General features: G+C 67.2%; 22 protein-coding genes. 9 read left to right on the top strand and 13 right to left on the bottom strand.

Translation table 11 applies throughout. The features are described 5' to 3' along the window. Positions 1-46 precede the first annotated feature (46 nt). Positions 47-445, bottom strand: a complete 399-nt coding sequence (locus BLV94_RS26915; protein WP_072943753.1) for a DUF7144 family membrane protein — start codon at positions 443-445, stop codon at positions 47-49. Positions 446-601: 156 nt separating this feature from the next. Continuing rightward, positions 602-1,249 carry a phosphate signaling complex protein PhoU gene (gene phoU / locus BLV94_RS26910; protein WP_072943751.1) on the bottom strand — a complete coding sequence of 216 codons (648 nt, stop codon included), beginning with the start codon at positions 1,247-1,249 and terminating at the stop codon, positions 602-604. A gap of 389 nt (positions 1,250-1,638) precedes the next feature. Between phoU and BLV94_RS26905 the strand changes: the two genes are divergently transcribed. Then, positions 1,639-2,784, top strand: coding sequence for an endonuclease/exonuclease/phosphatase family protein (locus tag BLV94_RS26905; RefSeq protein ID WP_208613715.1), 1,146 nt, complete (start codon positions 1,639-1,641; stop codon positions 2,782-2,784). Between the two features lie 41 nt (positions 2,785-2,825). Here the strand turns inward: BLV94_RS26905 and BLV94_RS26900 are convergent, their stop codons facing one another. The 3 genes from BLV94_RS26900 to BLV94_RS26890 are packed head-to-tail and all read right to left on the bottom strand — an operon-like array spanning position 2,826 to position 6,407. After that, positions 2,826-4,400 (bottom strand): bifunctional 3-(3-hydroxy-phenyl)propionate/3-hydroxycinnamic acid hydroxylase, encoded by a 1,575-nt coding sequence (locus BLV94_RS26900; RefSeq protein ID WP_072943749.1) that lies wholly within the window; start codon positions 4,398-4,400, stop codon positions 2,826-2,828. Between the two features lie 24 nt (positions 4,401-4,424). Next, positions 4,425-5,102: a YceI family protein gene (locus tag BLV94_RS26895; protein WP_072943748.1), complete on the bottom strand. Its 678-nt coding sequence runs from the start codon at positions 5,100-5,102 to the stop codon at positions 4,425-4,427. A 9-nt stretch (positions 5,103-5,111) separates the two neighbouring features. Beyond that, a complete protein-coding gene (locus BLV94_RS26890; RefSeq protein WP_072943746.1) occupies positions 5,112-6,407 on the bottom strand; it encodes a nucleotide disphospho-sugar-binding domain-containing protein in 1,296 nt (431 codons plus the stop codon). A 182-nt stretch (positions 6,408-6,589) separates the two neighbouring features. On the opposite strand from BLV94_RS26890, the gene BLV94_RS26885 reads away from it, so the two are divergent. Then, complete coding sequence (locus tag BLV94_RS26885) at positions 6,590-7,639, top strand: type III polyketide synthase (protein ID WP_072943744.1); 1,050 nt, start codon at positions 6,590-6,592, stop codon at positions 7,637-7,639. 173 nt (positions 7,640-7,812) lie between these two features. On the opposite strand, the gene BLV94_RS26880 is transcribed toward BLV94_RS26885, so the two are convergent. Beyond that, positions 7,813-8,277, bottom strand: coding sequence for a DoxX family protein (locus BLV94_RS26880; RefSeq protein WP_072943743.1), 465 nt, complete (start codon positions 8,275-8,277; stop codon positions 7,813-7,815). A gap of 92 nt (positions 8,278-8,369) precedes the next feature. Between BLV94_RS26880 and BLV94_RS26875 the strand changes: the two genes are divergently transcribed. Next, on the top strand, positions 8,370-9,065 hold the full coding sequence (locus BLV94_RS26875; RefSeq protein WP_072943742.1) for a helix-turn-helix transcriptional regulator: 696 nt from the start codon (positions 8,370-8,372) through the stop codon (positions 9,063-9,065). A 59-nt stretch (positions 9,066-9,124) separates the two neighbouring features. Here the strand turns inward: BLV94_RS26875 and BLV94_RS26870 are convergent, their stop codons facing one another. Next, on the bottom strand, positions 9,125-9,769 hold the full coding sequence (locus BLV94_RS26870) for a dihydrofolate reductase family protein (protein ID WP_072943740.1): 645 nt from the start codon (positions 9,767-9,769) through the stop codon (positions 9,125-9,127). A gap of 311 nt (positions 9,770-10,080) precedes the next feature. Then, the gene (locus BLV94_RS26865) at positions 10,081-10,374 is read right to left on the bottom strand and encodes a DUF4193 domain-containing protein (RefSeq protein ID WP_072943739.1); all 294 of its coding nucleotides are present in this window, start codon (positions 10,372-10,374) and stop codon (positions 10,081-10,083) included. A 336-nt stretch (positions 10,375-10,710) separates the two neighbouring features. Between BLV94_RS26865 and BLV94_RS26860 the strand changes: the two genes are divergently transcribed. Together BLV94_RS26860 and BLV94_RS26855 are read left to right on the top strand one after the other, a co-directional pair. Further along, complete coding sequence (locus BLV94_RS26860; RefSeq protein ID WP_072943738.1) at positions 10,711-11,403, top strand: TNT domain-containing protein; 693 nt, start codon at positions 10,711-10,713, stop codon at positions 11,401-11,403. A gap of 7 nt (positions 11,404-11,410) precedes the next feature. After that, complete coding sequence (locus BLV94_RS26855) at positions 11,411-11,857, top strand: Imm63 family immunity protein (protein WP_072943737.1); 447 nt, start codon at positions 11,411-11,413, stop codon at positions 11,855-11,857. A 4-nt stretch (positions 11,858-11,861) separates the two neighbouring features. Here the strand turns inward: BLV94_RS26855 and BLV94_RS26850 are convergent, their stop codons facing one another. Then, the gene (locus BLV94_RS26850; protein WP_072943736.1) at positions 11,862-12,398 is read right to left on the bottom strand and encodes a GNAT family N-acetyltransferase; all 537 of its coding nucleotides are present in this window, start codon (positions 12,396-12,398) and stop codon (positions 11,862-11,864) included. 85 nt (positions 12,399-12,483) lie between these two features. On the opposite strand from BLV94_RS26850, the gene BLV94_RS26845 reads away from it, so the two are divergent. Next, entirely contained in the window at positions 12,484-13,080 is a 597-nt protein-coding gene (locus BLV94_RS26845) for a TetR/AcrR family transcriptional regulator (protein ID WP_072943735.1), read from the top strand. Positions 13,081-13,125: 45 nt separating this feature from the next. Here the strand turns inward: BLV94_RS26845 and BLV94_RS26840 are convergent, their stop codons facing one another. Genes BLV94_RS26840 through BLV94_RS26825 form a run of 4 tightly spaced genes read right to left on the bottom strand, consistent with a single transcriptional unit; the run spans position 13,126 to position 18,747 of the window. Continuing rightward, on the bottom strand, positions 13,126-15,132 hold the full coding sequence (locus BLV94_RS26840) for an acetoacetate--CoA ligase (RefSeq protein ID WP_072943734.1): 2,007 nt from the start codon (positions 15,130-15,132) through the stop codon (positions 13,126-13,128). Beyond that, positions 15,122-16,045: a VOC family protein gene (locus tag BLV94_RS26835; protein ID WP_072943733.1), complete on the bottom strand. Its 924-nt coding sequence runs from the start codon at positions 16,043-16,045 to the stop codon at positions 15,122-15,124. The genes BLV94_RS26840 and BLV94_RS26835 overlap by 11 nt, the downstream gene beginning before the upstream one ends. Positions 16,046-16,072: 27 nt before the next feature. After that, entirely contained in the window at positions 16,073-16,939 is an 867-nt protein-coding gene (locus BLV94_RS26830; RefSeq protein WP_072943732.1) for a fumarylacetoacetate hydrolase family protein, read from the bottom strand. Between the two features lie 26 nt (positions 16,940-16,965). Next, the gene (locus tag BLV94_RS26825; protein WP_072943731.1) at positions 16,966-18,747 is read right to left on the bottom strand and encodes an FAD-dependent monooxygenase; all 1,782 of its coding nucleotides are present in this window, start codon (positions 18,745-18,747) and stop codon (positions 16,966-16,968) included. Between the two features lie 184 nt (positions 18,748-18,931). Here BLV94_RS26825 and BLV94_RS26820 point away from each other — a divergent pair, with 184 nt between their 5' ends. The 3 genes from BLV94_RS26820 (at position 18,932) to BLV94_RS26810 (ending at position 21,445) form a co-directional block, all read left to right on the top strand. After that, a complete protein-coding gene (locus BLV94_RS26820; RefSeq protein WP_072943730.1) occupies positions 18,932-19,633 on the top strand; it encodes a GntR family transcriptional regulator in 702 nt (233 codons plus the stop codon). 396 nt (positions 19,634-20,029) lie between these two features. Beyond that, entirely contained in the window at positions 20,030-20,368 is a 339-nt protein-coding gene (locus BLV94_RS51840) for a hypothetical protein (protein ID WP_167372186.1), read from the top strand. Between the two features lie 159 nt (positions 20,369-20,527). Next, positions 20,528-21,445, top strand: a complete 918-nt coding sequence (locus tag BLV94_RS26810; RefSeq protein WP_083395676.1) for a phosphatase PAP2 family protein — start codon at positions 20,528-20,530, stop codon at positions 21,443-21,445. Positions 21,446-21,494 lie beyond the last annotated feature (49 nt).

The following is a 21,494-nucleotide window of genomic DNA, read 5'->3' as shown; positions in this document are numbered from 1 at the left end:
AGACTTTGTCCGGTCCTCGCGCCCGTCCGGCTGGGGCCTGCCGCGCTCAGATCTTGGCGGGATCCCAGGTCGCCACGGCCCAGATGACGACGGCGTTGAGCACGATGATCGTGATCGCCCACCACGGCTGGTAGGGCAGCCAGAGGAAATTGACGACGATCGACAGGCCGCAGATGATGGGCGCGGAGATTCGCGCCCAGATCACCCCGCTGAACAATCCGATGCCGGTGGCCGCGACGACCGCCCCGAGGACGAGGTGGATCCACCCCCATGCGGTGACGTCGAGTTTGTAGGTGTATTCCACTCCGACGAGGATCACCTCGTCCTTGGCCACCGCGGAGATGCCTTGCAGAAATTCGAGTACACCGACGGTGACGAGGAGAACCGCTCCACCCATCGCGGTTCCTTTTGCCACACTTTGCTTGACCAGCAATTCCTCGGACATGCGCGCCCCTTCCTCGGCACGGTGTTACGTGGTCTGTGCTCTTGCCATTCTTCCCGGGCGTAGTACGCGGTTGCAGGTACGTGGCGGTGTCGTGTCGGCGAAATTCCGGTGCACGAATGTCCGTGCTCAGCCGACGGGTCCGGTTCCGCCGAGCTGTCATTGGTCGGGAATTTCTCCTGTGACCACGAAGATGACGCGCCGCCCGATCTCGACGGTGTGATCGCAGAAGCGTTCGTAGAATCGGCCCAGCAATGTGATGTTCACGGCGGACGCGGCGCCGTGCAGCCACTCGTCGCTCTTGGTGGCGGCGAACAGTCTGCGGAGTAGTTCGTCGGTTCGTTCGTCCGCCCAGATGAGGTCCAATGCGGCCGCCTCGTCGCGGGTGTGGAGGACTTCTCGTGCCGCCGCGGCCTGTGCGGTGGCGGCGACGCCCATGTCCGAGATGATGCCCCGTAGCTCGTGGGGAACGACCGGTTCGGGATGGTGCAGCCGGGCCACCTCGGCGATGTGTGCCGCCAGACTGCCCATCCGCCGTAGATCTGCGATGTTGTGCATGCCGCCGATCAGGGATCGCAGGTCCAGTGCCACCGGTTGTTGGCGGGCGATCAGCGTGAGTGCTCGATGGTCGAGTTCTGCGGCGCGGGCCTCGATGTCGGCACTCAGTTCGGTGGCGCGGTCGGCTGCCGGGAGGTCGGTATCGAGCACGGCCCGGGTCGCGCAGTCGATCGCGGGCTCGGTCAGGGTGCACAGTTCGACCAGGTCGTCCCTGATCTGTTCGAGTTGCTCGTCGAATTGTTCCCGCATCGTCCCGGAGTTCCTCTCGCGATCGACTGGCACCAGGCTCGAGACCGGGCGGGCCGGATGGCGCACAGCCCGGGGATACCCACTCCGGGGGGAAATCAGTCATGCCGCTCACAGTCGGAGAACTCTAGGTATACAGGCGCGGTGGATTGGCCGGATGCCCTGTGAACAGTCGGCAGCGCAACAATCGACTGCCGATCCGATAAGTAAAGGGTGCAACGCCTTTCGTGCCTATCCAGGATCCTTCCCGGTCGTGCGGGTGTGGCGCGGTTGTGTTCCGTTCCGGTCGGCGCCCGGATAGGCTGCCGTCTGCGGGCCTGGGCTCGCACCGTGCTCGATCGACCATCACCCCGTCGTCTTCTCCGCCGTCCGAAGTCAAACCGGGAGTCATCGTGTCGTCCACCTCGCTCCGCATTGCCTCGTTCAACGTCGAGAACCTTTTCTCCCGTCCCCGCGCGATGGGCAGCGCGCCGGACGATGACGGGCGCGACATCCTCGAGGCACACGCCCAGCTCGGCGAGCTGATCGCCCAGGACACCTACACCGACGACGACAAGAAGCTCATCCTCGACCTCTTGGTGGCCCTGGATCTCGACCGATCCGACACCACCACCTACGCGGTACTGCGGCAGGTCCACGGACGACTGGTCAAGCGTTCGAAGGCCGCGGTGTCGGTCGTTGCCGACGGGCGCGGCGACTGGGTCGGGTGGGTGGAGCTGACCAAGGAACGCATCGATGCGCTGGCGATGACGCACACCGCCCAGGTGTTGCGCGAGGTGGACGCCGATATCGCTGCCGTCGTCGAGGTCGAGGGCCGGATCGCTCTCGAGCGTTTCGCCGAGGCCGCGATCGTCGACCAGGACCGGAATCCGCTGTTTCCGCACGCGATGGTGATCGACGGCAACGACGATCGCGGCATCGCTGTAGGAATCCTGTCGAAGAACGCCTATCCGTTGCGGGGCATCCGCTCGCACGTAGACGACCGCACCCCGACCGGTCGACCGGTCTTCAGCCGCGACTGCCCCGAGTTCACCTTCGACTTTCCGGGCGCCAGCACGCTGGCCGGCTCGTCGTTGACGGTGCTGGTCAACCATTTCCAGAGCAAGGGTTACGGCACGCCTGCCGACAGCAACGCGCGCCGCCTTCGGCAGGCCGAGCGGGTCGCCGCGATCTATTGGCAACTGCGCGCCGACGGCGCGGAGTTCGTGGCCGTCGTCGGCGATCTCAACGACACCCCCGACAGTGCGTCGCTCGAGCCGCTGCTGGTCGGCACGGATCTGCGCGACGTCTCGGAGGTGGCCGGGTTCGATGACGGCGGCCGGCCCGGAACCTACGCCAATGGCACCGCGAGCAACAAGATCGACTATGTGCTGCTCTCTCCTGCGCTGTTCGATCGGGCGACGGGTGGGGCGATCTTCCGCAAGGGTGTCTGGGGTGGCAAGCACGGCACGCTGTTCGAGCACTTTCCGACCATGACGGCACCGGTGCACGCTTCCTCCGGCCACGCCGCGATCTACGCCGACATCGACCTCAGCTGACCCCACCACCTCACTGGGGCCGTCCGGGATGCGATCGGGGCCTACCGTGCTTCACCCGGATCGGCGGTCAGCAATGGCAACCAGGACGTTGTCGGACTCATGCGACCCCGGCGGTCGACAGTAGCGAGGACGATCCGATCAGGTCGCACCAGCACCTCGGTGAGGTGATTGCGACGCATCCAGCGGTTGATTTCACCGGTCGATCCCGCGAGGGAGCCGCTGGTGACGACCTTCGCGTCGAGTCGGCGGCCGACATCGGCGAGGGCGTGCGGCGGCTCCCCGGCGCAGACGAGTGCGAAGCCGGGGCCGAGCACACTGTCGGTTCTCGCGGTCCCGGTCTCGCCGTCGAGGACGTCCTGCGGGATCGGTGTGCCGACGGTCCTGGTCCGGTATGACGGCAGAGCGAGGACGCTGGGGGTCAGTGCACTTCCGCGCAGCGGTGGTGCGAGGACGCGTGTCGCCAGTGCGTCGGGTCCCGGTAGCGCCGATGCTCGGCGCAGCACAGCGTGTCCGGCTCGAACGGGACGCGTGGGGCGCGTGGCCATGATTCGGCCGATCGCGGTGGCGGCGCGGATGGCCCGGACGACATGTCTGCTGCGTTCGGGCTCGTAGGTGTCGAGCAGTCGATCGTCGGCGTGGCCGTCGAGGACGGCGGCAAGTTTCCAGGCGAGGTTCACGGCGTCGCGTTGTCCTGCACCGAGACCCTGCCCGATGAATGGCGGCGTGAGGTGGGCGGCGTCGCCGAGCAGAAGGAGCGGTCCCCTGCGCCAGGTGCGTGCGACCCGGGCGCGGTGAGAATAGATGGTGTGCCGCAGCACCCGCAGACCGGTGTCTCCTGCCGGCACCCATGGTTCGAGCAGGTCGCGCACATCGGCCGGGCTGATGTCGTCGTCGGAGTCGAATCGGCACTCGTCCGGGAGGCGAAATTCCCACCGGTATCTGTTGTCACCGATCTGCATGAACGTTGCAGATCCGACGCCGGCGCAGACCTGGTGGACCCCCGGCCACATCCCGAGATCGTGGTCGTACTCGGCATCGACCACCAGCCATCGTTGTGTGAACCCGAGATCTCTTGTGCCTGTGCCGATCGCGGATCGGACCATGCTGTTCGCGCCGTCGCACCCGAGCACGTACCGGGCTGTCGTGACGGTCTCGTGTCCGGTGCGGGTGTCGCGGATCGTGACATCGACGGTGCCGTTCGGCCGTCGTTGCACCCGGACGGCCTCGCATCCGGAGACGAGGGCATTCGCCGCGCGCTCTTCAAGGTTCGTCCGTAGAACCTGTTCCAGGTCAGGCTGATCGAACATGTTGGTCTCCGGCCAACCGTGCAACCCGACCGGGCGGTCACGCCGGATCTCGACCAGTGTCCGTAGCTCGGCGTCGACCAGTCTCATTCCGAGTGCGCGGCGCGATATTCGGGTGATCTCGGCGGCAGCGTCGACCGTTTGCAGGATCCGGAGGACCTCGTCGTCGAGATGGACGGCCCGCGGCAGTGGATAGGGGCCGCGGTGACGTTCGAGGACGATGCTCTCGATGCCATAGCGGGAGAGGAGGTTCGCGGTCGTCAGACCGGTGGGTCCGCCACCGACGATCAGAACCGGAACGGTGGGCGGAATCCGATTGGTGGTGGTGATCGTCGGTCAGCTCCTGCTCAGCACGATCGCGAACTGCACCTGTCCGGCATCCTCGACGACGATGTTCGGGAAGAGGGTCGGTTTGTTGATCTGGTAGTCGGTCCAGATCGTGTCGATCGCGCCCGCCGTCTCGATATTCTGTCCTGACCTGCGGATCTGGAAATTCGTGGTCACGTCGCGGGTCTGGTCGCGCAATGTCAGTGTGCCGTGGACGGGGACGGTGACCGTGGTGCCGTCGGCCGGCAATTCGGAGAGGTCGACGGGTTGGGAAATCTCGAACGTCGCTGTGGGTTGACCGGCTGTGTTCATCACCAGGGTGCGAAACATGTTGTCCCGGCGGGTGTCGTCGGTGGCGATCGATTTCACGTCGACCGTCACGTTCCCGGTTGTGAGTACGGAATTCTCGACAGCTGCGGTGCCGGTGACCTGATCGGTCTGACCGCGCACGAAGGTTCGTTGGCCGCTCAAGGTTTCCCAGACTTCGTACCCGGCGTGCGAGCCGGGAGAAACGGACCACGTGCCGTCGAGGGGGCCTGTCGCGGCGGCCGCCGGGTCGTCCGACAGGTGCAGCGCATCGGGCTGATCACCGTGCAGAAACTTCGCATACGCCCAGGGCCCGACGCCGACAACCAGCACGATCACGGCGACGACACCCGCAATGATCCACCACACCCGTTTGCGCATGGAGTGAACCTAGCCGACCGAACCTGATCGCGCGCGACCTATGATCACCTGCGAGATCGATCTGGTTGCGTCGAGTTCGGCCAACTCGGCAGCCAATTCCTCGGCGCGGGTCCGGTATGCGGGATCGCGGAGAACGGTCTCGACAGCCCGGCGAATCCGGGCCGGGCCGGGGCTGCCCGAGCGCAGTCGCACGCCTGCACCGGATCGCGCGAGTCGCGCACCCACCTCCGCTTTGTCCTCGGTACTGCCCGCGACGACGAGGGGGACGCCGTGCGACAACGCGAAATGCACCCCTCCCCAGCCGCCGTTGGTGACCATGACGTCGACGTGTGGGAGGAGGAGGTCGAAGGGGACGAATTCGGACACGATCAGATTCGGAGAGTCACGCCGCACCGCCGCGATCGGGCGTCCCCCGGTAGTGGCCACGATCAGCGCACCGGTGTCGGCGAGGGCATCGATGGTCGGCTCGACGAGGCGGCCGAGGTCGTGATTGTCCAGGGTGCCCTGTGTGACGAGGACGACGGGCCGATCGGTGTTCAGGCGGTCCCACCACGGCGGCTTCGGTGCGTCGCCGGGGGCGGCAGGCAGAATCGGGCCGACGAAGGTCAGGCGCTGTTCGATGTCGCTTCGCGGATACTCGAAGCCGGGCGTGGTCAGGATGAAGGCCGTCTCGGCGTGCAACACCCAGTCCAGTAGAAAGCACGGGGGCTCGGCCCCGGTGCAGTCACGTGTCGCTGCCGCGGCGACCTGCTGGGCCCGGCGCAGAACGACGCCCCGCGCGCCGGCGTTGAGTACCCGGTTGCGCAGACGTCCGAGCCTTCCGGTCGCCGGGGACAGTCCCGGACCGAACGGCGCGGTATCGACGCTGGTTGCCATCAGCGGGGATGTGCACACGCCGAACACGCGCGGGCGAGTGCCCGGGCTTCGGCCAATCAGCGGAAGCATGCCCAGGAACAGGTTCTCGGCGAGGATCGTGTCGGCGTCCACCCGCTCGAGCGCCTCGAGGACGGCACGGTACTGGTCTGCCAGCGGCGCCGCGAACATCCGCTCCGCGTCGAACCGGGACCGGAGAAACGCCGGCCGCCGGGCGCGACCGGCGAACCGTTCGTTGAGCGAGGCTTCGTCGTAGTCGCAGCTGTCGGGGAGCGCGATGAACCGGATCCCGGCACGTTCGGCGTGGGGCCGAAACTTGCGCCCCGTCAGGATCGACACCTCACACCCGTCCTGCACCAACTGTCGGCCGATCGCAATCATCGGCTGCACATGGCCGGTCAGCGGGGCGCTGCACAGCAGGATCGACGACATCGCGTTCCTCCTGCAGAGGCTCGACGGAACTTGCATGACGTTGCGACCGTACCCTCGAGTGGCGACCGACGGTGCTCTTGCAGAGCGGCGGAACGCGGTCTAACGTTCTCGCCGTCGTCGGTTCAGCGATTGCACCCACACTGCCTCCATCGGTTCCTCATCCAGTTTCGGAGCACCCCGTCATGGTTACTGCCTTTGTCAATCGCATCAGTACGGTTGTTCCGGAGCACGATGTCCATCAGGCATTCGTCGACTTCGCCGACGGCACGTTCAGCCAACGTCGCAAGCAGTTGCTCTTCCGCCGGATGGCCGACAGGTGCCAGATCTCGCACCGATGGGCGGGTATCGCCTCACCGGAATCCTTTTACGGTGACGATCCGAACAAAGTGGACACCGCGACCAGGATGGTCGAATTCGAACGTAACGCACCAGATCTCGCCGTCCGGGCCGTCGAAGGTCTCGAACTCGGCGACCGTGCCGCCGAGATCACCCACCTGATCGTCGTCACCTGCACCGGGTTCTATTCCCCCGGAATCGACTTCGAGCTCATCAAACGGTGCGGAATCAGCTCGTCCGTCGAACGCACCCAGATCGGCTTCATGGGCTGCTTTGCGGGCATCAACGGACTCAAACTCGCCCATCACATCGTGCGGAGCGAACCCGGTGCCCGCGTGCTCGTCGTCAGCCTCGAATTGTGCTCGCTTCACCTGCAGCGGTCCGAGTCGCTCGAAACGATGCTGTCGTTCCTCGTATTCGGTGATGGATCCGCCGCGGTGCTGGTATCCGCGGACGAGGAAGGCATCGCTCTGGACTCGTTCAACGCCGTCATGGTTCCGGACACCTCCGAGCTGATCACCTGGCGCATCGGAGACATCGGCTTCGACATGGTGTTGTCCGGAAAGGTCCCCGGCGCCCTCTCGCGAGCACTCGACGAGAAGAATCTGAAAACCATCCTGGCCGGCGCCGACAAGGATTCCATCGACCTGTGGGCCGTGCATCCCGGTGGACGATCGATCCTCGACGCCGTGGAAGAGTCTCTCGGACTCGACCATCGAGACCTCGCACCGTCCCGTCATGTCCTCGACAACTACGGCAACATGTCCTCGGCGACAGTGCTCTTCGTTCTCGCTGAAATCATGGAACGAGCGAAGAACGGCGGACCCACAGGCTCCGGTTGCGCCATGGCATTCGGCCCGGGCCTGACCGCAGAAACGATGCTGTTCCACATCTGACCCTCACGCGTCGTCGCCGATCTCCGATGCAGAACGTGCAGTGTCGCTTCGGAAGTCATGATCGATTCTTTCCCAGGATGGTGCGCGTCTACCCGACGGTGCCGGTGGACCCGGTCGGGTGGACGCGAGGGTGGTGTTGTCGCGGGAGGCGATCAGGAGCGTAAACGATATCGCTATGCTGCAGCGAGATTCGTGGATGGAACGGTGTGTCTGTGCCAGGCGGGGTCGTACACGTAGGCCAACCGGCCGAGGGTGAGTGCGCCGAGCATCAGTCCGAAGTCGCGCAGTGCGATGTCGTAGAAGCCCGGGTAGGTCAGCAGGTTGATCACGATTCCGGCGAGCCAGGCGGCCACGATATAAGCGGCATATCGTGGTTTGATCGCGACGGCGATCCCGGCGACGATTTCGATGACTCCGACAACGAGCATGGTGTCGTGCGCATCGAGCGGACTCAGGTCGACGATCCACGGTGCCAGGTAGTCCTCCCAGGTGGTGAGCACGTTGGTGAACTTGTCGAGGCCCATGGCGATCGGGAGCACGGTGAATCCGATCCGCAGCAAGAGGAACGCGCTGTATGCGGGGTCGCTGCGGGCGCGTTCGAGAGGCCCGGGTGAGTGTGCAGGCGTTGGGGTGGCCATCAGAAAACCTCCTTGTAAAAGTAATGGGATGTGTTTTTAGAATCGTCCGCCGCGCCCTATTTGTCAATACTGTTTGGTGTTACAGTCGGGGTATGTCCGCATCCGGGTCCGCAGCCCCAAATGCATTGGCGGCGTTGAGCAACCTGGACGATCCGTTGCGGCGCAGACTCTATGATTTCGTGGCCGAAAGCGACACGCCGGTCTCGCGGGAGCAAGCGGCTGCCGCCGTCGACATCGGCCGAACCCTCGCGGCCTATCACCTCGACAAGCTGGCCGACGCCGAGCTGTTGACGGTCAGTTACCAGAGACCGGCCGGTCGCGGCGGACCCGGCGCCGGGCGCCCCGCGAAGCTCTACACCCGGGCGACGACGGAAATGTCTGTCAGCGTGCCTCCCCGGGATTACGAATTGCTTGCCCGGTTGCTGGTCTCCTCGGTCGAACATGACACCAGCGGAGTCGTCAGGGCGGCAGTGAACGAGGCAGCGCTCGACGCCGGCAAGCGGGCTGCGGCCGACGCCGGCGGAGACCTCCTGGCGGCGCTCCGCGGCTGCGGATATCTCCCTCAGATCGACGCGGACGGCCGTGTCGACCTACGCAACTGTCCGTTTCATCGGGTTGCCCGTAACCACCTGGAGGTCGTGTGCGGGTTGAATTTACGACTGGTCGAGGGAGTGATCGCCGGCAGCGGCCGGAGCGGAGCGCGCGCCGAACTGGCCCCCGAGCCGGGTCGATGCTGTGTGGTACTCCACGATGCAGCACCGGTCACTTCGGACTCGCGCCCCGCTTGAGACATCGCCCACCCTGTCGTCATCGCTCGAGACGATCCCGATCGGCCGAAGGACCGGGGTCAGTCGTGACCGTTCTTGTTCCAGAACTGGTGGGTGAGCCCGCTGGGGGAGGCGACGGTCTCGACGGTGAAGCGGTCTTCGATGCCGTCCAAGCCCTCCCAGAGGGATACGCCGCGCCCCAGGGTGATGGGCACGATCACCAAGTGCATGAAATCGATCAGGTCGGCTTGCAGAAACTGCCGCACCGTCGAGGGGCCTCCGCCTATGCGGACGTCCTGACCGTCGGCAGCGTCCTGGGCCATGCGCAGCACCTCATGGGGTGACGCATCCACGAAGTGGAAGCTGGTTCCGTTGGGAAAGTCGATGCTGGGGCGTGGGTGATGGCTCATGACGAACACCGGTGTTCGAAATGGCGGCTCGTCGCCCCACCAGCCTCGCCACCCGTCGTCGGGCCAATCGCCGGTTTGGGGCCCGAACTTGCGGCGGCCCATGATCTCCGCGCCGATGCCCTGGCCCCACAGGCTGGTCACGGCGCGGTCCAGGGTGATCGGGTCGTCTACCCGGTCGACCCCGTGGATGACGCGTCCGTCGAACGAGGCGAACAGCCGTTCGGCACCGCCGATCGGGGCGTCGAACGTCACGTGCTCGCCGGCGGCGTAGCCGTCGAGGGAGATGTTCATGTTGTGGATCCGGGTGCGGGGCATGCGCGACTCCTTCAATGAACGGATGGACCGGGATACGAGTATGCAGACCGCAAGAGGCGGCCGAACTCATCGCGGAACGTCGAACCTCGTGTTCCGTCGGCCCGCGGGGGCACATCCGATCCGTCAGCCAGCGCGGATGCCCTCGATCGCCTGCAGCATCCGTTCCCGCAGCGCCGCGTCACGACGTCGCGTCCCCGCGCCCGCCGAGCAGTTCCACTGTCACCGACAACCAGGTGCGTGCCACCCCCCGAGGATGGCACGCGGACCGCGGCGCTGTCCGGTCATCGCCGCAGACGCGCGCATCGGTGTTGTCAGACGCAGTCCCGGCAGATCAGCTGCCCACCCGGGGCGAGTCGGCTGCGGTGATGGACCAGGAAGCAACTGGTGCAGGTGAATTCGTCGGACTGCTTCGGGATGACGCGGACGGTGAATTCTTCACCGGACAGGTCGGCGCCGGGCAGGTCGAAGGATTCGGCAGGGTCGGTGTCGTCGATGTCCACCGCGGGTGATTGGGATTCTTTCCTGCTGGCGGTCAGCTGTTCGAGCGACGTGTCCGTCGACTCGTCGGAATCGGTGACTCTGGGTGCGTCGTAATCGGTGGCCATAATTTTCAACCTCGTGATCTGCGTGTTCTGACCCGCCAGGTTAGAGCCCCCGGCGGCACGGGATGCGCCCGGGGGGTGTGACGGTGCTCGCAAAGGGCCAGGTCAGGGGTGGCTGGGCTCGGCCGCGTCGATCGGGCACGCGTGTGGCGCGGCGTGTGTCGGGATTGGATACCCCCGGTGGTGGCTGCTATTCCGTTGGGGGCGACGCGCGGTCGCAAGTTCGGTCACGATCGCGGACGGATCTGTCACGATTCTCTCGTAAATGATCTTGCTGTGCTCGATGCCCGGTCAGATGGGACCGCATCGGAATCGTCATTCGAGGGGGAAGGGTTCGTTATGCATCGCTGTCGCCAGCTGTTCCTTGTGGTCGGGTTCGTGTTGTCGATTCTGTTCGCCGAAGGGGCGGTCGCCGGTGCGGCGCCGGGTTCGTCGGCAGGTTCGAGTGATCTTCTCGGCGGGCAGGGTTGTTCGACGGAGTTGTTCGACGGTGACCGGAGGCTCGGACCGCAGACGCTGTCGGATCTGTTCCCGGTTGCCGTGCAGCTTGCCGGATACCAGCGCACCGGCGATCTCACGGCCGATCAGTTTCTGAGCAAGTACTGGGATCCGACGGTGGTTCCGGCGGGTTCCTACAAGTACCCGCCGAAGAACGGTTACGTCCTCGACGGCAGCGGGAACCCCCGGCGGGTGCAGGGGCAGTTGGATGTGGGCACGCTGATCGACCGGTACGGCAGCGAAGGCGGCAACTTCCTGGCCCCGGCCGGCGCGAGTTACACCTCCCGCGCGCTTCCGCCGGTGAACCTGGTGTCCGATCCCGCGGACTTCTGCAACTACCACGTCTACGTCGTGACCAAGCCCCTTCCCCTGTACACCGGTCCTATTGCACCGTGGTTCGAGCAGCAGGGGTTCGGTACGCAGTTCGAGGTGGTGCCTGACTTGCTGCCGCAGGTCGCCGAATGCGGGACGAAGGTCGATGTCAGCTGGCTGCGGTGCGCCGGGTATGTGCGCAGCGTGTACCCGCTGCAGTGACGCGTACATGGTTGATCCGTTGAACGACGACCTGCTCGATCACGACATGCGCCGGCGGATCCTGGAGGTGACGGGGCGGATGGGTGCGCGCCCGGAGGATCTGCCGGCGCTCGGGCAGGCGCACGAGGACGCGCGTCCGTTCTGCTGGAGTGCGCCCGAGGGCGGGTGGCATCTGACCGTCCGGGAACGCGATCGGTTGCTGTCGGACCGGCACACCACCGATCCGGACGAGTTCGTGTCCTGGGTCGCGGAGTCGGTGGCCGAGCGCATCGCTCTGCGCCTGCATCCACCGGAACAGCCCGGATTCCGGGCCGCGTCCTGGCACGCGCAGTACCAGTTGCTGCGCGGCATCGAACCGGCGTGGGCCGATGCGTGGCTCGCCGCGACCCGGTCGGCGTTGACGGCCGCCGGCGCCGAGCGGGCCGTCCTCGACATGCTGCCGGCGCCTCCGTAGGTCGTCAGTTACCGGTCGCCGTCGTGGTCACGCTCAGGTCGAGGGTCCAATTCTGGCCGACGAGGTCGTGGCCGAAGCTGTGGTGTGGTTCTTCGTCGGTGAGGACGAACCCGGCACCCTCGTAGATCCTGCGGGCCGACGCCAGCACGTCGTTGGTCCACAGCGTGACCTGCCGGTAGCCGGCGTCGCGGGCGAACGTGATGCATCGCTCGACCAGCCGGGACCCGACGCCGAGACCGCGGGCGCCCGGGGCGACCAGCAGGATCCGTAGTTTGGCGACTGCGCGTTCGTCGCCGGCGACGCAGAAGATGCACCCCACGCGCTGGCCGTCGACCTCGGCGATCCAGGCGCCTTCCCGGGCCGGGTCATGGTCGGTGGCGTAGTCGGCGACGATCTGTGCAACCAGCGCCTCGAAGCCGGCGTCCCACCCGAACTGCTGGTGGTAGATCTCGCCGTGGGCCATCACGGCCCAGCCCAGATCGCCGGGACGATCGGCCGGGCGCACCACGACTTCCGGTCGCTGGGGTGATTGCGACGACATGGGTTTCCTTTCCCGGAGCGCGTCCCTGGCGGGTGATGCTCTGCACTCACTGACACGACTGTTTCAGTGGAGGTAGGCTACCGCCGTGTCCCCGGAAACGACAACCCCGTCCGCGCGGCAGACCGAGTTGCTCGACGCCGCCTACCGCTACGCGCTCGAGCACGGGTTGGCCGATCTGTCGCTGCGTCCGTTGGCGGCGGCGATCGGCTCGAGCCCACGTGTGCTGATGTTCTTGTTCGGCAACAAGGACGGCTTGGTGCGCGCCTTGCTGGCGAAGGCCCGCAGCGACGAGCTGACGATGCTGGACCGCCTCGGGCAGGACGCGGGCGCGGAGCCGATCGGGCTGCCCGCGGCGGTCGAGCGGGTATGGGAGTGGCTCGCCGCCGAGGAGCATCGTCCGTTGCTGCGGTTGTGGACCGAGGCGTACGCCCGCTCACTCGTCGAACCCGACGGTGCGTGGGCCGGGTTCGCCCGGTCGACGGTCGACGACTGGTTGGCCGTCCTCGCCTCGTGCCAACCGCAGCCGGAGAGGGACCGCGAGGCCGGTGCGGTCCGTCGCACCGCGGCGTTGGCGGTACTGCGGGGCGCCCTGCTCGACCTCCTCGCCACCGACGACCGGCAGCGCGTCACCGCCGCGGTTCGGCACCAGCTCGCCGCGCTGTCCTCGGATGCGGCGACGTAAGGCGAAGTCGGCTGGCTGTCCGGGCCGGTCGGATGGCTGGTGGGGTCAGGTCGCCGGTGACGAGGTGTGAGGAATGTCAGTGTGCAGGGCCGTCTTTCGTTGGGCTGCGATCGGGACGAACTGTGCAAGCGCGTCGGCGTCGTCGAGTGCGGCCGGGTTGGCGACACTCGATAGTGCGGCGCCCTGGAGGACTCGCTTGATGGGGACTTCGAGGCGTTTGCCGGTCATGGTGTGGGGCAGTGCGGGAACGGCGATGACGTCGTCGGGGACGTGGCGGGGGGAGACTTCGGACCGGATCCGGCCGCGAATTCGGGCGATGAGGTCGGGGTCGAGGTCGTGTCCGTCGGCGAGGACCACGAAGAGCGGCATCCAATAGCCGCCGTCGGATTCCTCGACGCCGACGATGACTGCGTCGGCGACTTCTTCGAGTTGGTCGACGACTTCGTAGATTTCGGCGCTGCCCATGCGGACGCCGTACCGGTTCATGGTGGCGTCGGAGCGGCCGTGGACGATGACGCCGCCGCGGGTGTTGACCGTGACCCAGTCGCCGTGGCGCCACACGTCGGGGTAGGTGGAGAAGTAAGCGTCGCGGTATCGGGCTCCGTCGGGGTCGTTCCAGAAGTACAGCGGCATGGACGGCATCGGGCGGGTGACGACGAGCTCGCCGACCTCGTCGGTGACGGGTTGTCCGTGCTGATCCCAGGATTCGAGGGCCACGCCGAGTAACCGGGCCTGCATCTCGCCGGGGTACGACGGGAGGGTGGGTACGCCGCCGGCGAACCCGGAGGCGATGTCGGTGCCGCCGCTGGCGGCGGCGAGCCAGGTCGTGGGCAGGGTGTCGTGGATCCATTGGGCGGTGCCGGCGGGCAGTGGTGAGCCGGTGCTGCCGAGGCCGGTCAGCTGGAGGTCGTAGGCCGCGGCGAGGTGGGTGCCGTCCTTGTGGGCGGCGGTCAGGTAGGCGGCGCTGGTGCCCAGGAATGTCAGCTGCTCGTCGGCGGCCAGCTGCCACAGGGCGCCGGGGTGTGGCCAGCCGGGGCTGCCGTCGTAGAGCACGATCGTGGCGCCGAGGAGCAGGCCGGAGACCTGGATGTTCCACATCATCCAGCTGGTGCTGGTGTACCAGGCGAAGCGGGAGGAGGCGTCGAGGTCGAGGTGGAGGCCGAGGAACTTGAGGTGCTCGAGGGTGACGCCGCCGTGGCCGTGCACGATGCCCTTGGGGCGGCCGGTGGTGCCGCTCGAGTACAGCACCCACAGCGGCTGGTCGAACGGCACCGGGGTCGTTTCGAGCAGGTGGTCGCCCTGGGTGAGGGTGTCGAAGTGCTCGGTGCCGGGTGGCTGGGCCGCGCCGAGGTGCGGCACCCACACGGTGGTTCGCACCGAGGGCAGCAGGCGCCGGAGTTCGTCGTTGTGGGTGGAGCGGTCGTGTTCCTTGCCGGCGTAGCGGTAGCCGTCGGCGATGAACAGCACGGTGGGTTCGAGCTGGCCGAGGCGGTCGGCGGCGCCGTCGGGTGAGTACTCCTGGGAGCAGGCCGACCAGGTGGCGCCGACGGCGGCGGTGGCGAGGAACGCGACGACGGTGGCGGTGATGTTCGGGAGGTAGCCGACGACACGGTCGCCCGGGCCGATGCCCTGGGTTCGGAGCCAGTGTGCGAGGGAGGCGACCTGGTTGCGGAGCTCGTCGCGGGTCACCTCGTGCCGGTGCCCGCCTTCGGAGACGGCGACGATCGCGGTCCTGTCGCCGGTGTGGCGCAGCGCCTGGTCGGCGTAGTTGAGTGTGGCGGCGGGGAACCACTCCGCGCCCGGCATCGCGTCGTCGGCCAGCACTCGCGTTGCCTGCTGGCGGAAGCGCACGTCGTAGAAGTCGGCGATCGCCTGCCAGAACTCCTCGAGTTCGGTGGTCGACCAGCGCCAGAGCTCGTCGTAGCCGCCGAACTCACCACGTCCTTCGGTGGCCAGCCACCGCCCGAACGTGCTGATCTGTGTTCGGGCGGCGGCGTCCGCTGTCGGGGTCCACGCCGGCACGGGGACGTGTGCACGGTCATTAACCGGCATTGTGGGCCCCGGTCATCATCGCGGCGACGTCCTCGGGCATGAGGAAGGACGGCGGCGGGGGCGGGCCCCAGTTGAACAGGCCCTTCACACCTTCCCAGGTGCCGGGTGTCCAGAGCGCGTCGTCGACGATGCAGTCGATGTCGGAGTAGTACTCGGAGAAGTTGCCGGCCGGGTCTTTGAGGTACCAGAAGAAGTTGGATCCGACGTGGTGGCGACCCAGGCCCCAGACGTGCCGCTCGGGGTTCTCCTCGAGCATCGCCATTGCGCCGCGGCCGATTTCGTCGATGTCCTCGACCTGCCAGGAGGTGTGGTGCAAGAAGTTCACCGGTGCCTGCTGAACCAGCACGTTGTGGTGGTCGGTCGAGCACCGCATGAACGCGGCGATGGACGGGACGACGTCGCTGACCTTGAACCCGATGCCCTCGGTGAAGAACCGCTGGGTCGCGGCCTGGTCGGTGGACCCGATGACCACGTGCCCGAGCTTGCGCGGGGCCACCGGGCCCTCGCGCACGATGCCCGGCGCCCGCACGTTGGCGCGGTCGATCCGGCCGGGCCCGTTGTACGGGGTGGGCTCGGTGCGCTGCTGCTCGATGCGGGGTGCCACCGAGACGACGGCGCGAAAGCCCGCGATCGGCTCCTCGGTGACCAGCGCGTCGGCGGTCCGCTCGACCGGCAGGTCCAGGGTGCGGAGCTGACGGGCGATGCGGTCGAGGTCGTCGGGATTCTCCGCGCCGATGCCGATCTCGACGAGGCGCCTGCGGGGTGCGTGGGCGAGCTTGAACTGCTCGCCGCCGTCGGTGGTGGCGAACGCGTTTCCCCCGAGCGGTGTGAGACCGAAGTCGGTGTAGTAGGCGGCGGTTTCCTCGACGTTGGGGACGCCGACGGTGATCGAGGTGAGGCGGTGCAGAGCCATGGCGGGTCTGTCCTTCCCTGTCAGGTGTTACGAGGCGGAGGCGGTGGTGTGCGGGGTGCCGGGCACGCATCGTTGACGGAGTGCACCGATGCCCTCGATCCAGGTGACGACCTCCTCGCCGGGGACGAGGAACCGCTTCGGGGTTCGTCCGCCGCCCACGCCGCTGGGTGTGCCGGTGAAGATCAGGTCACCCGGCTGCAGCGGCAGGACCGCGGAGAGTCGCTCGATGAGGACCGGGATCGAGAAGATCAGGTCGCTGGTGCGGGCCTTCTGGACCTGTTCCCCGTTGATGCTGCAGCCGATCTCGAGGTCTGCGGGGTCCGGCAGCTCGTCGAGCGTGACGACGACCGGGCCGATCGGCGCGAAGCCGGGGAACGACTTGCCGAGGCTGAACTGCGGTGCGGGCGCGACGAGTTGCCGCGTGCGCTCGGAGTAGTCCTGCCCGGCGGTCAGGCCGGCGACGTAGTCCCACGCGTCTGCCGCGGCGACGTGACGGGCCTCGCGGCCGATGACGACGACCAGCTCGGCCTCCCAGTCGACGGTCTCGCCCGGTAGGGCGAGGTCACCGACTGGACCGGTGATCGAGGTGCGGAACTTGGTGAAGACCGGCGGCTCGACCGGGAAGTCGAACCCGCTCTCGGTGGCGTGCGCGCGGTAGTTCAGACCGATCGCGAACACCTGACCCGGCTCCGGGACCGGTGCGCCGAGTTCGGCGTCGTCGTAGGGTCGGCCGGACGGAAGCTCGGCCGATTCGGCCCAGGCGGTGAAGTCGGGCCACCGGCGGTAGATGGCGGTCGGGTCGGGCCCGAACTGGCCCCGGCTGGCCTCTTCGACGTCGACGGCACCGGTGTCGGTGACCAGGACGAGCCGTCCGGCGAGGTTGGCGATACGCATGGGGGATTCTCCTTGTGAGATCTAGGTCAGCGGAGCTCGGTGGAGAGCACCTGGGACAGGGCGTCCTCGAGCGCGGCGTGCGGGTCGGCGACGCCGTCGCTCGACCGGAACGCGACGTATCGGTCGGGCCGCACCAGGACGGCGCCGGTGGAGGAGATGCCGCGGTTCTTCAACCAGGCGCAGCGCACGTCGATGAAGTCGGAGTCGAGGACGCCGACGGTGCCGGCGACCAGCGGGAGGTCGTTCTCGGCGGCGATCTTGTTGGCGGCCTCGACCCAGGCGTGGCCCTCCTCGCCGGCGAGGAGCAGGAACTTGCCGCCGTGGACGAGGGTGCCGAGCGGGATCCGCTCGCCTCGTCGCTCCACGAACGCGTGCGGCATCGGGTGGCCCGGCTGGGTACTGGGCTCGTAGAGGCGGACCGGGTCGAGCGGCACGTACTCCGGGCTCCCGTCGGACACGATGGCGGTGGAGTCGTAGCGGTAGCCGAATTCGACGTTGTGGTGGCGGAACTCCATGGTCTGTGAGCCGATCGCCCGGTTGAGGGCGTGCCGCTTGGCCGCCGACTCCGGAAGCTCGTGCCACAGCGGGGCGAGCTCGGCCCAGTTCTCCTCCGGGGTCTTCTCGGGCGAGAGGCCCAGGGCCTTGTCGATCGTGAAGTGGTTCATCGCGTTGGCGATTGCGTTGTCGATGTTGTTCTGGTCGACGGGCTTGCGCTCGGCCTCGTAGGTGTCCAGCAGGCCGTCGCCGGCGCGGCCGGCCAGGACCGCGGCCAGCTTCCAGCTCAGGTTGTAGACGTCGTGGATCGCCGAGGTCAGGCCCAGGCCACCGGTCGGGGGGTGACGGTGCGCGGCGTCACCCGCGAAGAACACCCGGCCCTGGCGGAACTTGTCCGCGATGACGCCCTCCATCACCCACTGGCTGATTCGGTGCACCGTCGGCACCAGGTCGGGCGGAAGGCCGAGTGAGGCGCGCATCCGAGCGAGGACCTTCTCCTCCTGCATCGCGTCCGGGTCGTCGGTGGCGTACTGCATGTGGAAGACCCACTCCTCCGATTCCGGGCCCCAGTGGTCGGGTCCCATCGGGACCAGCACCCCGCTCCACGAGCCCCCGAAGTCGGGGTTGACCAGCCAGCGGATCAGCACGTCGTCGTCGGCGGCCCACGGGGAGAGGTCCGCGGTCATGTGGATCGAGACCATCTTCATGATGTCCCGCGGTCCGTTCATCTCCACCCCGACGAGCTTGCCGACCGTCCGGCCGCCGTCGGCAGCGATCAGGTACTGCGAGCGCACCTGGTAGGTCGCGTCGGCGTCCTTGTCCCGCACGGTGGCGGTCACACCGTCGGCGTCCTGGACCAGATCGATGAGCTCGTGGTTGAACCGAATCCCACCTGGGTTCAGCTTCTCGGCGTGCCCCTTCAGGACCGGCTCGAGCCGGATCTGCGGCAGGTTGCAGGTCCGGCAGGGGCTCGCGGCCACGTAGTCGGGGTCGGTGTAGCCGCCGCCCCACGCCTCGAGCTCGCCGAGCTTGCGTCCGTAGCCGTCGTGGGCGCCGGCCAGGCCGGCGTACCAGCCGTTCGCCCGCATGTTCGCCGCAGGGGTGCTGCGCTTGTAGATCTCGGGAGCCACCCCCACCTCGGTGAAGATCTCCATCGCGCGCTGGTTGAGCACGTGCGCCTTCGGCAGCGTCGACGTGCCCGGCAGACCGCTCACCAACAGCGAGTCGACGCCGAGGTTGGACAGCGACATCGACGCCGTGAGCCCGGCGCCACCGCCGCCCACGATGAGAACGGGAACCTGGATGTCAGTCATGGAATGTCTCCTTTATCGGGACCGCCGAACGAGTGGACGAGAGGGTTGCCGACGGCCCGGCGCTGAGGCCCTGGCAGGTGTATTGCCTGGATCACAGTGTGCTCCAGGTCTCATCGATGTGTCAACAAAAAATCGATTATTTCTTCCCATACCGATATTTCGGTGGATTCCGTAGACTGACCGCATGACCAACACTCCCGCCAAGCCCACCCGCGTCCAGGAGGTCTACGACCGCATCCGCGGCGACCTCCTCAGCGGCGAGCTGGCGCCTGGGAGCAAGCTCAAGATGAACGACTTCACCGAGCAGTACGGCGTGAGCCTCTCCGTAGTCCGGGAGGCCGTGATCCGACTGGCCGGCGAGGGCCTCGTCGAAGCAACACCCCAGCGCGGCTTCGCCGTCACGACACTCACGATCGACGACCTGCAGGACCTGACGCGCACCCGGGTCCTGATCGAGACCCTGGCCCTCGCGGAGTCGATCAAGCACGGCGACTTGGCATGGGAGGCTTCGGTCATTGCCACGCACCATGCGCTGGCCCACACGCCCATGATGACCAGCGAAGGGCACGTCGACCCGGCCTTCACCACCGTCCACCGCGACTTCCACCGCACTCTGCTCGTCGGCTGCGGCAGCTCACGGCTCGCCGCCATCGCCACCGGCCTGCGCGACTGCGCTGAGCTTTACCAGCACTGGTCCCAGGAGTTCGCCCGCGACGCCACCCGCGACATCGCCGCCGAGCACAAGACCATCGCCGAACTCACCGTCGCCCGCGACGAAACAGGCGCGACCCAGGCGCTGCGCGAGCACATCGAACGCACCACCGCCGCGCTCGTCCGGTACGCCGAGCAGCTCGACGGCAGGGACGACCAGCGCGCCCTCGCCTGAGCAAAGCTCTAGCACCACCTGGCGCAGCTATCCGACATCGATCTCGAGTCTTACGCATCGCTCTCGCAATTCGTGCTTGCCGTGCAGTGGAATCGCTACCCGGAGGAGAACACTTGATGGTCCCGAGGATCTTGTCGCGGCGGGGTTGGCCGTGACGGCGGCCGGCGTGGGGGCGCTGGTCGCTCGCGACTACCGGCAGTGGAAGGCGCTCGGCGAGGGGGGTATCATCGCACCCCACCCAGTCGGCATGATCGAACCGCAGGTGCGAATCCGCGGAATCGCCGAGGCTTCTTCGGCGCCGGAATGCCCTCCAGCGCAACGCATCGGCGACCTAGGTGACGATCGGAACGGGCTCCGTCAGGAGATGCCCTCGAATTGCCTTTGGCGGCGCCGACCGTGAAACCGATCGCGCTGCTCGTCGAGGAGTATCAGGCCGTGATGGTCGCGCCTGCTGTTTGCGCGCGTAATCGCCTCTCGCACAGCGGCCGTATGCCGGTGCAGTTCGGTGGCGCGCCTGTCCGCATTGTGATCACCGAGCAGTTGGGCGGCGGCGCGATCACATTCGATCAGTACCTCTTCGTAGGCGAGCCGGATCGGCGCCTGTTCGTCGAATCGGGTCAGCACCGCTTCGACGAATCGCAGCGGGATACGCGACAGCCGGTAGTTGATTCGCAGGAGGCGCATCGTCGTGCCGCGCAAGGTGACCACGATCGGCTCTGCGGGGGCAGTTGGTGATTGCGTCGGAGCTCCAATCATCAGGGGATTTCGGTCAACCTGCCCGAGTATGTACGCGGCGCGCTGTGAGGACGCTGAGAGACGGCGTCCCCCTGGGTGCCGGGCGACGCCGGTCGCGCTCTCAGCGCTTCCACAGCAGCCGGCGCCGATACTGCGAACGTGAAACAGGCACCACCACTTCTCTTGCTTTCGAAGGCATCCGCGTATGGACACCACGACAATCTGATCGGACGAGCCCACGACGCCGCCGCCGATGTACATCAGAGCACCGGCGCCGCCCTTGCATTCTCGCTGCTGGTGGCCGGAGCGGCTGTTTTCCTGGCCGCAACCACCTGGCGGGCGGTGGCGGGGACGAACCGGCGTTCGGCGACACCACCGCTGATCGGCCTGCAGATCCTCGGGCTGACCGTGGCGTTGAGCGCGCTGGCCTACCAGGTCAGGGTCGGCGCGTGGGTCACCACCGCGGATCCCGTTGTGCTGGGCTGGTTCGCCGATCACCGGACGGAGTGGGTGACCGGCCCGGCAATCGCGATCACCGACGCCGGTGGCCCCGTCGGCACCGCCGTCATCGCGGTGGTGCTGGGGGCGCTGTTGTCCCGGCGGGCACGATCACTCGTCCCGGGACTGATTCTCATCGGGACCGTCGGGGCTGCCGCGCTCGCGTCGACCGTCACCAAATCCATTGTCGGGCGGTCGCGCCCGCCGATCGTGTCCCAGGTACTCCTCGAGACTGACCACTCGTTCCCGTCCGGGCACGCGACGGGGGCGATGGTGCTGTCCACCATGGTCGCGGTCATCCTCGGATACGGGTCGCCGGCTGCCCGGCGCGGGCTGCTGCTCGCCGCGGCGTTCGCGGTGACCGTGGTGGTCGCGGTCACCCGCCTCTACCTCGGCGAGCACTGGCTCACCGACGTGATCGGCGGAATTCTCCTCGGCGGCCTCGCCGCCCTGATCGGTTCCGCGCTCTATGGCATCTGGATGCGGCGAGCCTCTGATCGCGTGCACAGTGCCACACAGGTTGATCCCCCACACGCGGTCTCACCTGTCGATGCGGCGACGACGGGACGAGCGGCATGACGTCCTGGCGCGCCGTTCCGGCTTCTCGCCCGCGGGTGTCCGGTGGCGG

The organism is Rhodococcus koreensis, assembly GCF_900105905.1.
Classification (GTDB): Bacteria; Actinomycetota; Actinomycetes; order Mycobacteriales; family Mycobacteriaceae; genus Rhodococcus_F; species Rhodococcus_F koreensis.
The sequence above is the reverse complement of the archived record's forward strand: the minus strand, read 5'-3'. Positions and strand labels throughout refer to the sequence as shown.

Excerpts from the sequence above, each read along its gene's own strand:
- BLV94_RS26915 (WP_072943753.1), bottom strand. The coding sequence starts at position 445 with ATGTCCGAGGAATTGCTGGTCAAGCAAAGTGTGGCAAAAGGAACCGCG.
- phoU (WP_072943751.1), bottom strand. The coding sequence starts at position 1,249 with ATGCGGGAACAATTCGACGAGCAACTCGAACAGATCAGGGACGACCTG.
- BLV94_RS26895 (WP_072943748.1), bottom strand. The coding sequence starts at position 5,102 with ATGCGCAAACGGGTGTGGTGGATCATTGCGGGTGTCGTCGCCGTGATC.
- BLV94_RS26890 (WP_072943746.1), bottom strand. The coding sequence starts at position 6,407 with ATGTCGTCGATCCTGCTGTGCAGCGCCCCGCTGACCGGCCATGTGCAG.
- BLV94_RS26885 (WP_072943744.1), top strand. The coding sequence starts at position 6,590 with ATGGTTACTGCCTTTGTCAATCGCATCAGTACGGTTGTTCCGGAGCAC.
- BLV94_RS26880 (WP_072943743.1), bottom strand. The coding sequence starts at position 8,277 with ATGGCCACCCCAACGCCTGCACACTCACCCGGGCCTCTCGAACGCGCC.
- BLV94_RS26875 (WP_072943742.1), top strand. The coding sequence starts at position 8,370 with ATGTCCGCATCCGGGTCCGCAGCCCCAAATGCATTGGCGGCGTTGAGC.
- BLV94_RS26870 (WP_072943740.1), bottom strand. The coding sequence starts at position 9,769 with ATGCCCCGCACCCGGATCCACAACATGAACATCTCCCTCGACGGCTAC.
- BLV94_RS26865 (WP_072943739.1), bottom strand. The coding sequence starts at position 10,374 with ATGGCCACCGATTACGACGCACCCAGAGTCACCGATTCCGACGAGTCG.
- BLV94_RS26860 (WP_072943738.1), top strand. The coding sequence starts at position 10,711 with ATGCATCGCTGTCGCCAGCTGTTCCTTGTGGTCGGGTTCGTGTTGTCG.
- BLV94_RS26855 (WP_072943737.1), top strand. The coding sequence starts at position 11,411 with ATGGTTGATCCGTTGAACGACGACCTGCTCGATCACGACATGCGCCGG.
- BLV94_RS26850 (WP_072943736.1), bottom strand. The coding sequence starts at position 12,398 with ATGTCGTCGCAATCACCCCAGCGACCGGAAGTCGTGGTGCGCCCGGCC.
- BLV94_RS26840 (WP_072943734.1), bottom strand. The coding sequence starts at position 15,132 with ATGCCGGTTAATGACCGTGCACACGTCCCCGTGCCGGCGTGGACCCCG.
- BLV94_RS26835 (WP_072943733.1), bottom strand. The coding sequence starts at position 16,045 with ATGGCTCTGCACCGCCTCACCTCGATCACCGTCGGCGTCCCCAACGTC.
- BLV94_RS26830 (WP_072943732.1), bottom strand. The coding sequence starts at position 16,939 with ATGCGTATCGCCAACCTCGCCGGACGGCTCGTCCTGGTCACCGACACC.
- BLV94_RS26825 (WP_072943731.1), bottom strand. The coding sequence starts at position 18,747 with ATGACTGACATCCAGGTTCCCGTTCTCATCGTGGGCGGCGGTGGCGCC.
- BLV94_RS26820 (WP_072943730.1), top strand. The coding sequence starts at position 18,932 with ATGACCAACACTCCCGCCAAGCCCACCCGCGTCCAGGAGGTCTACGAC.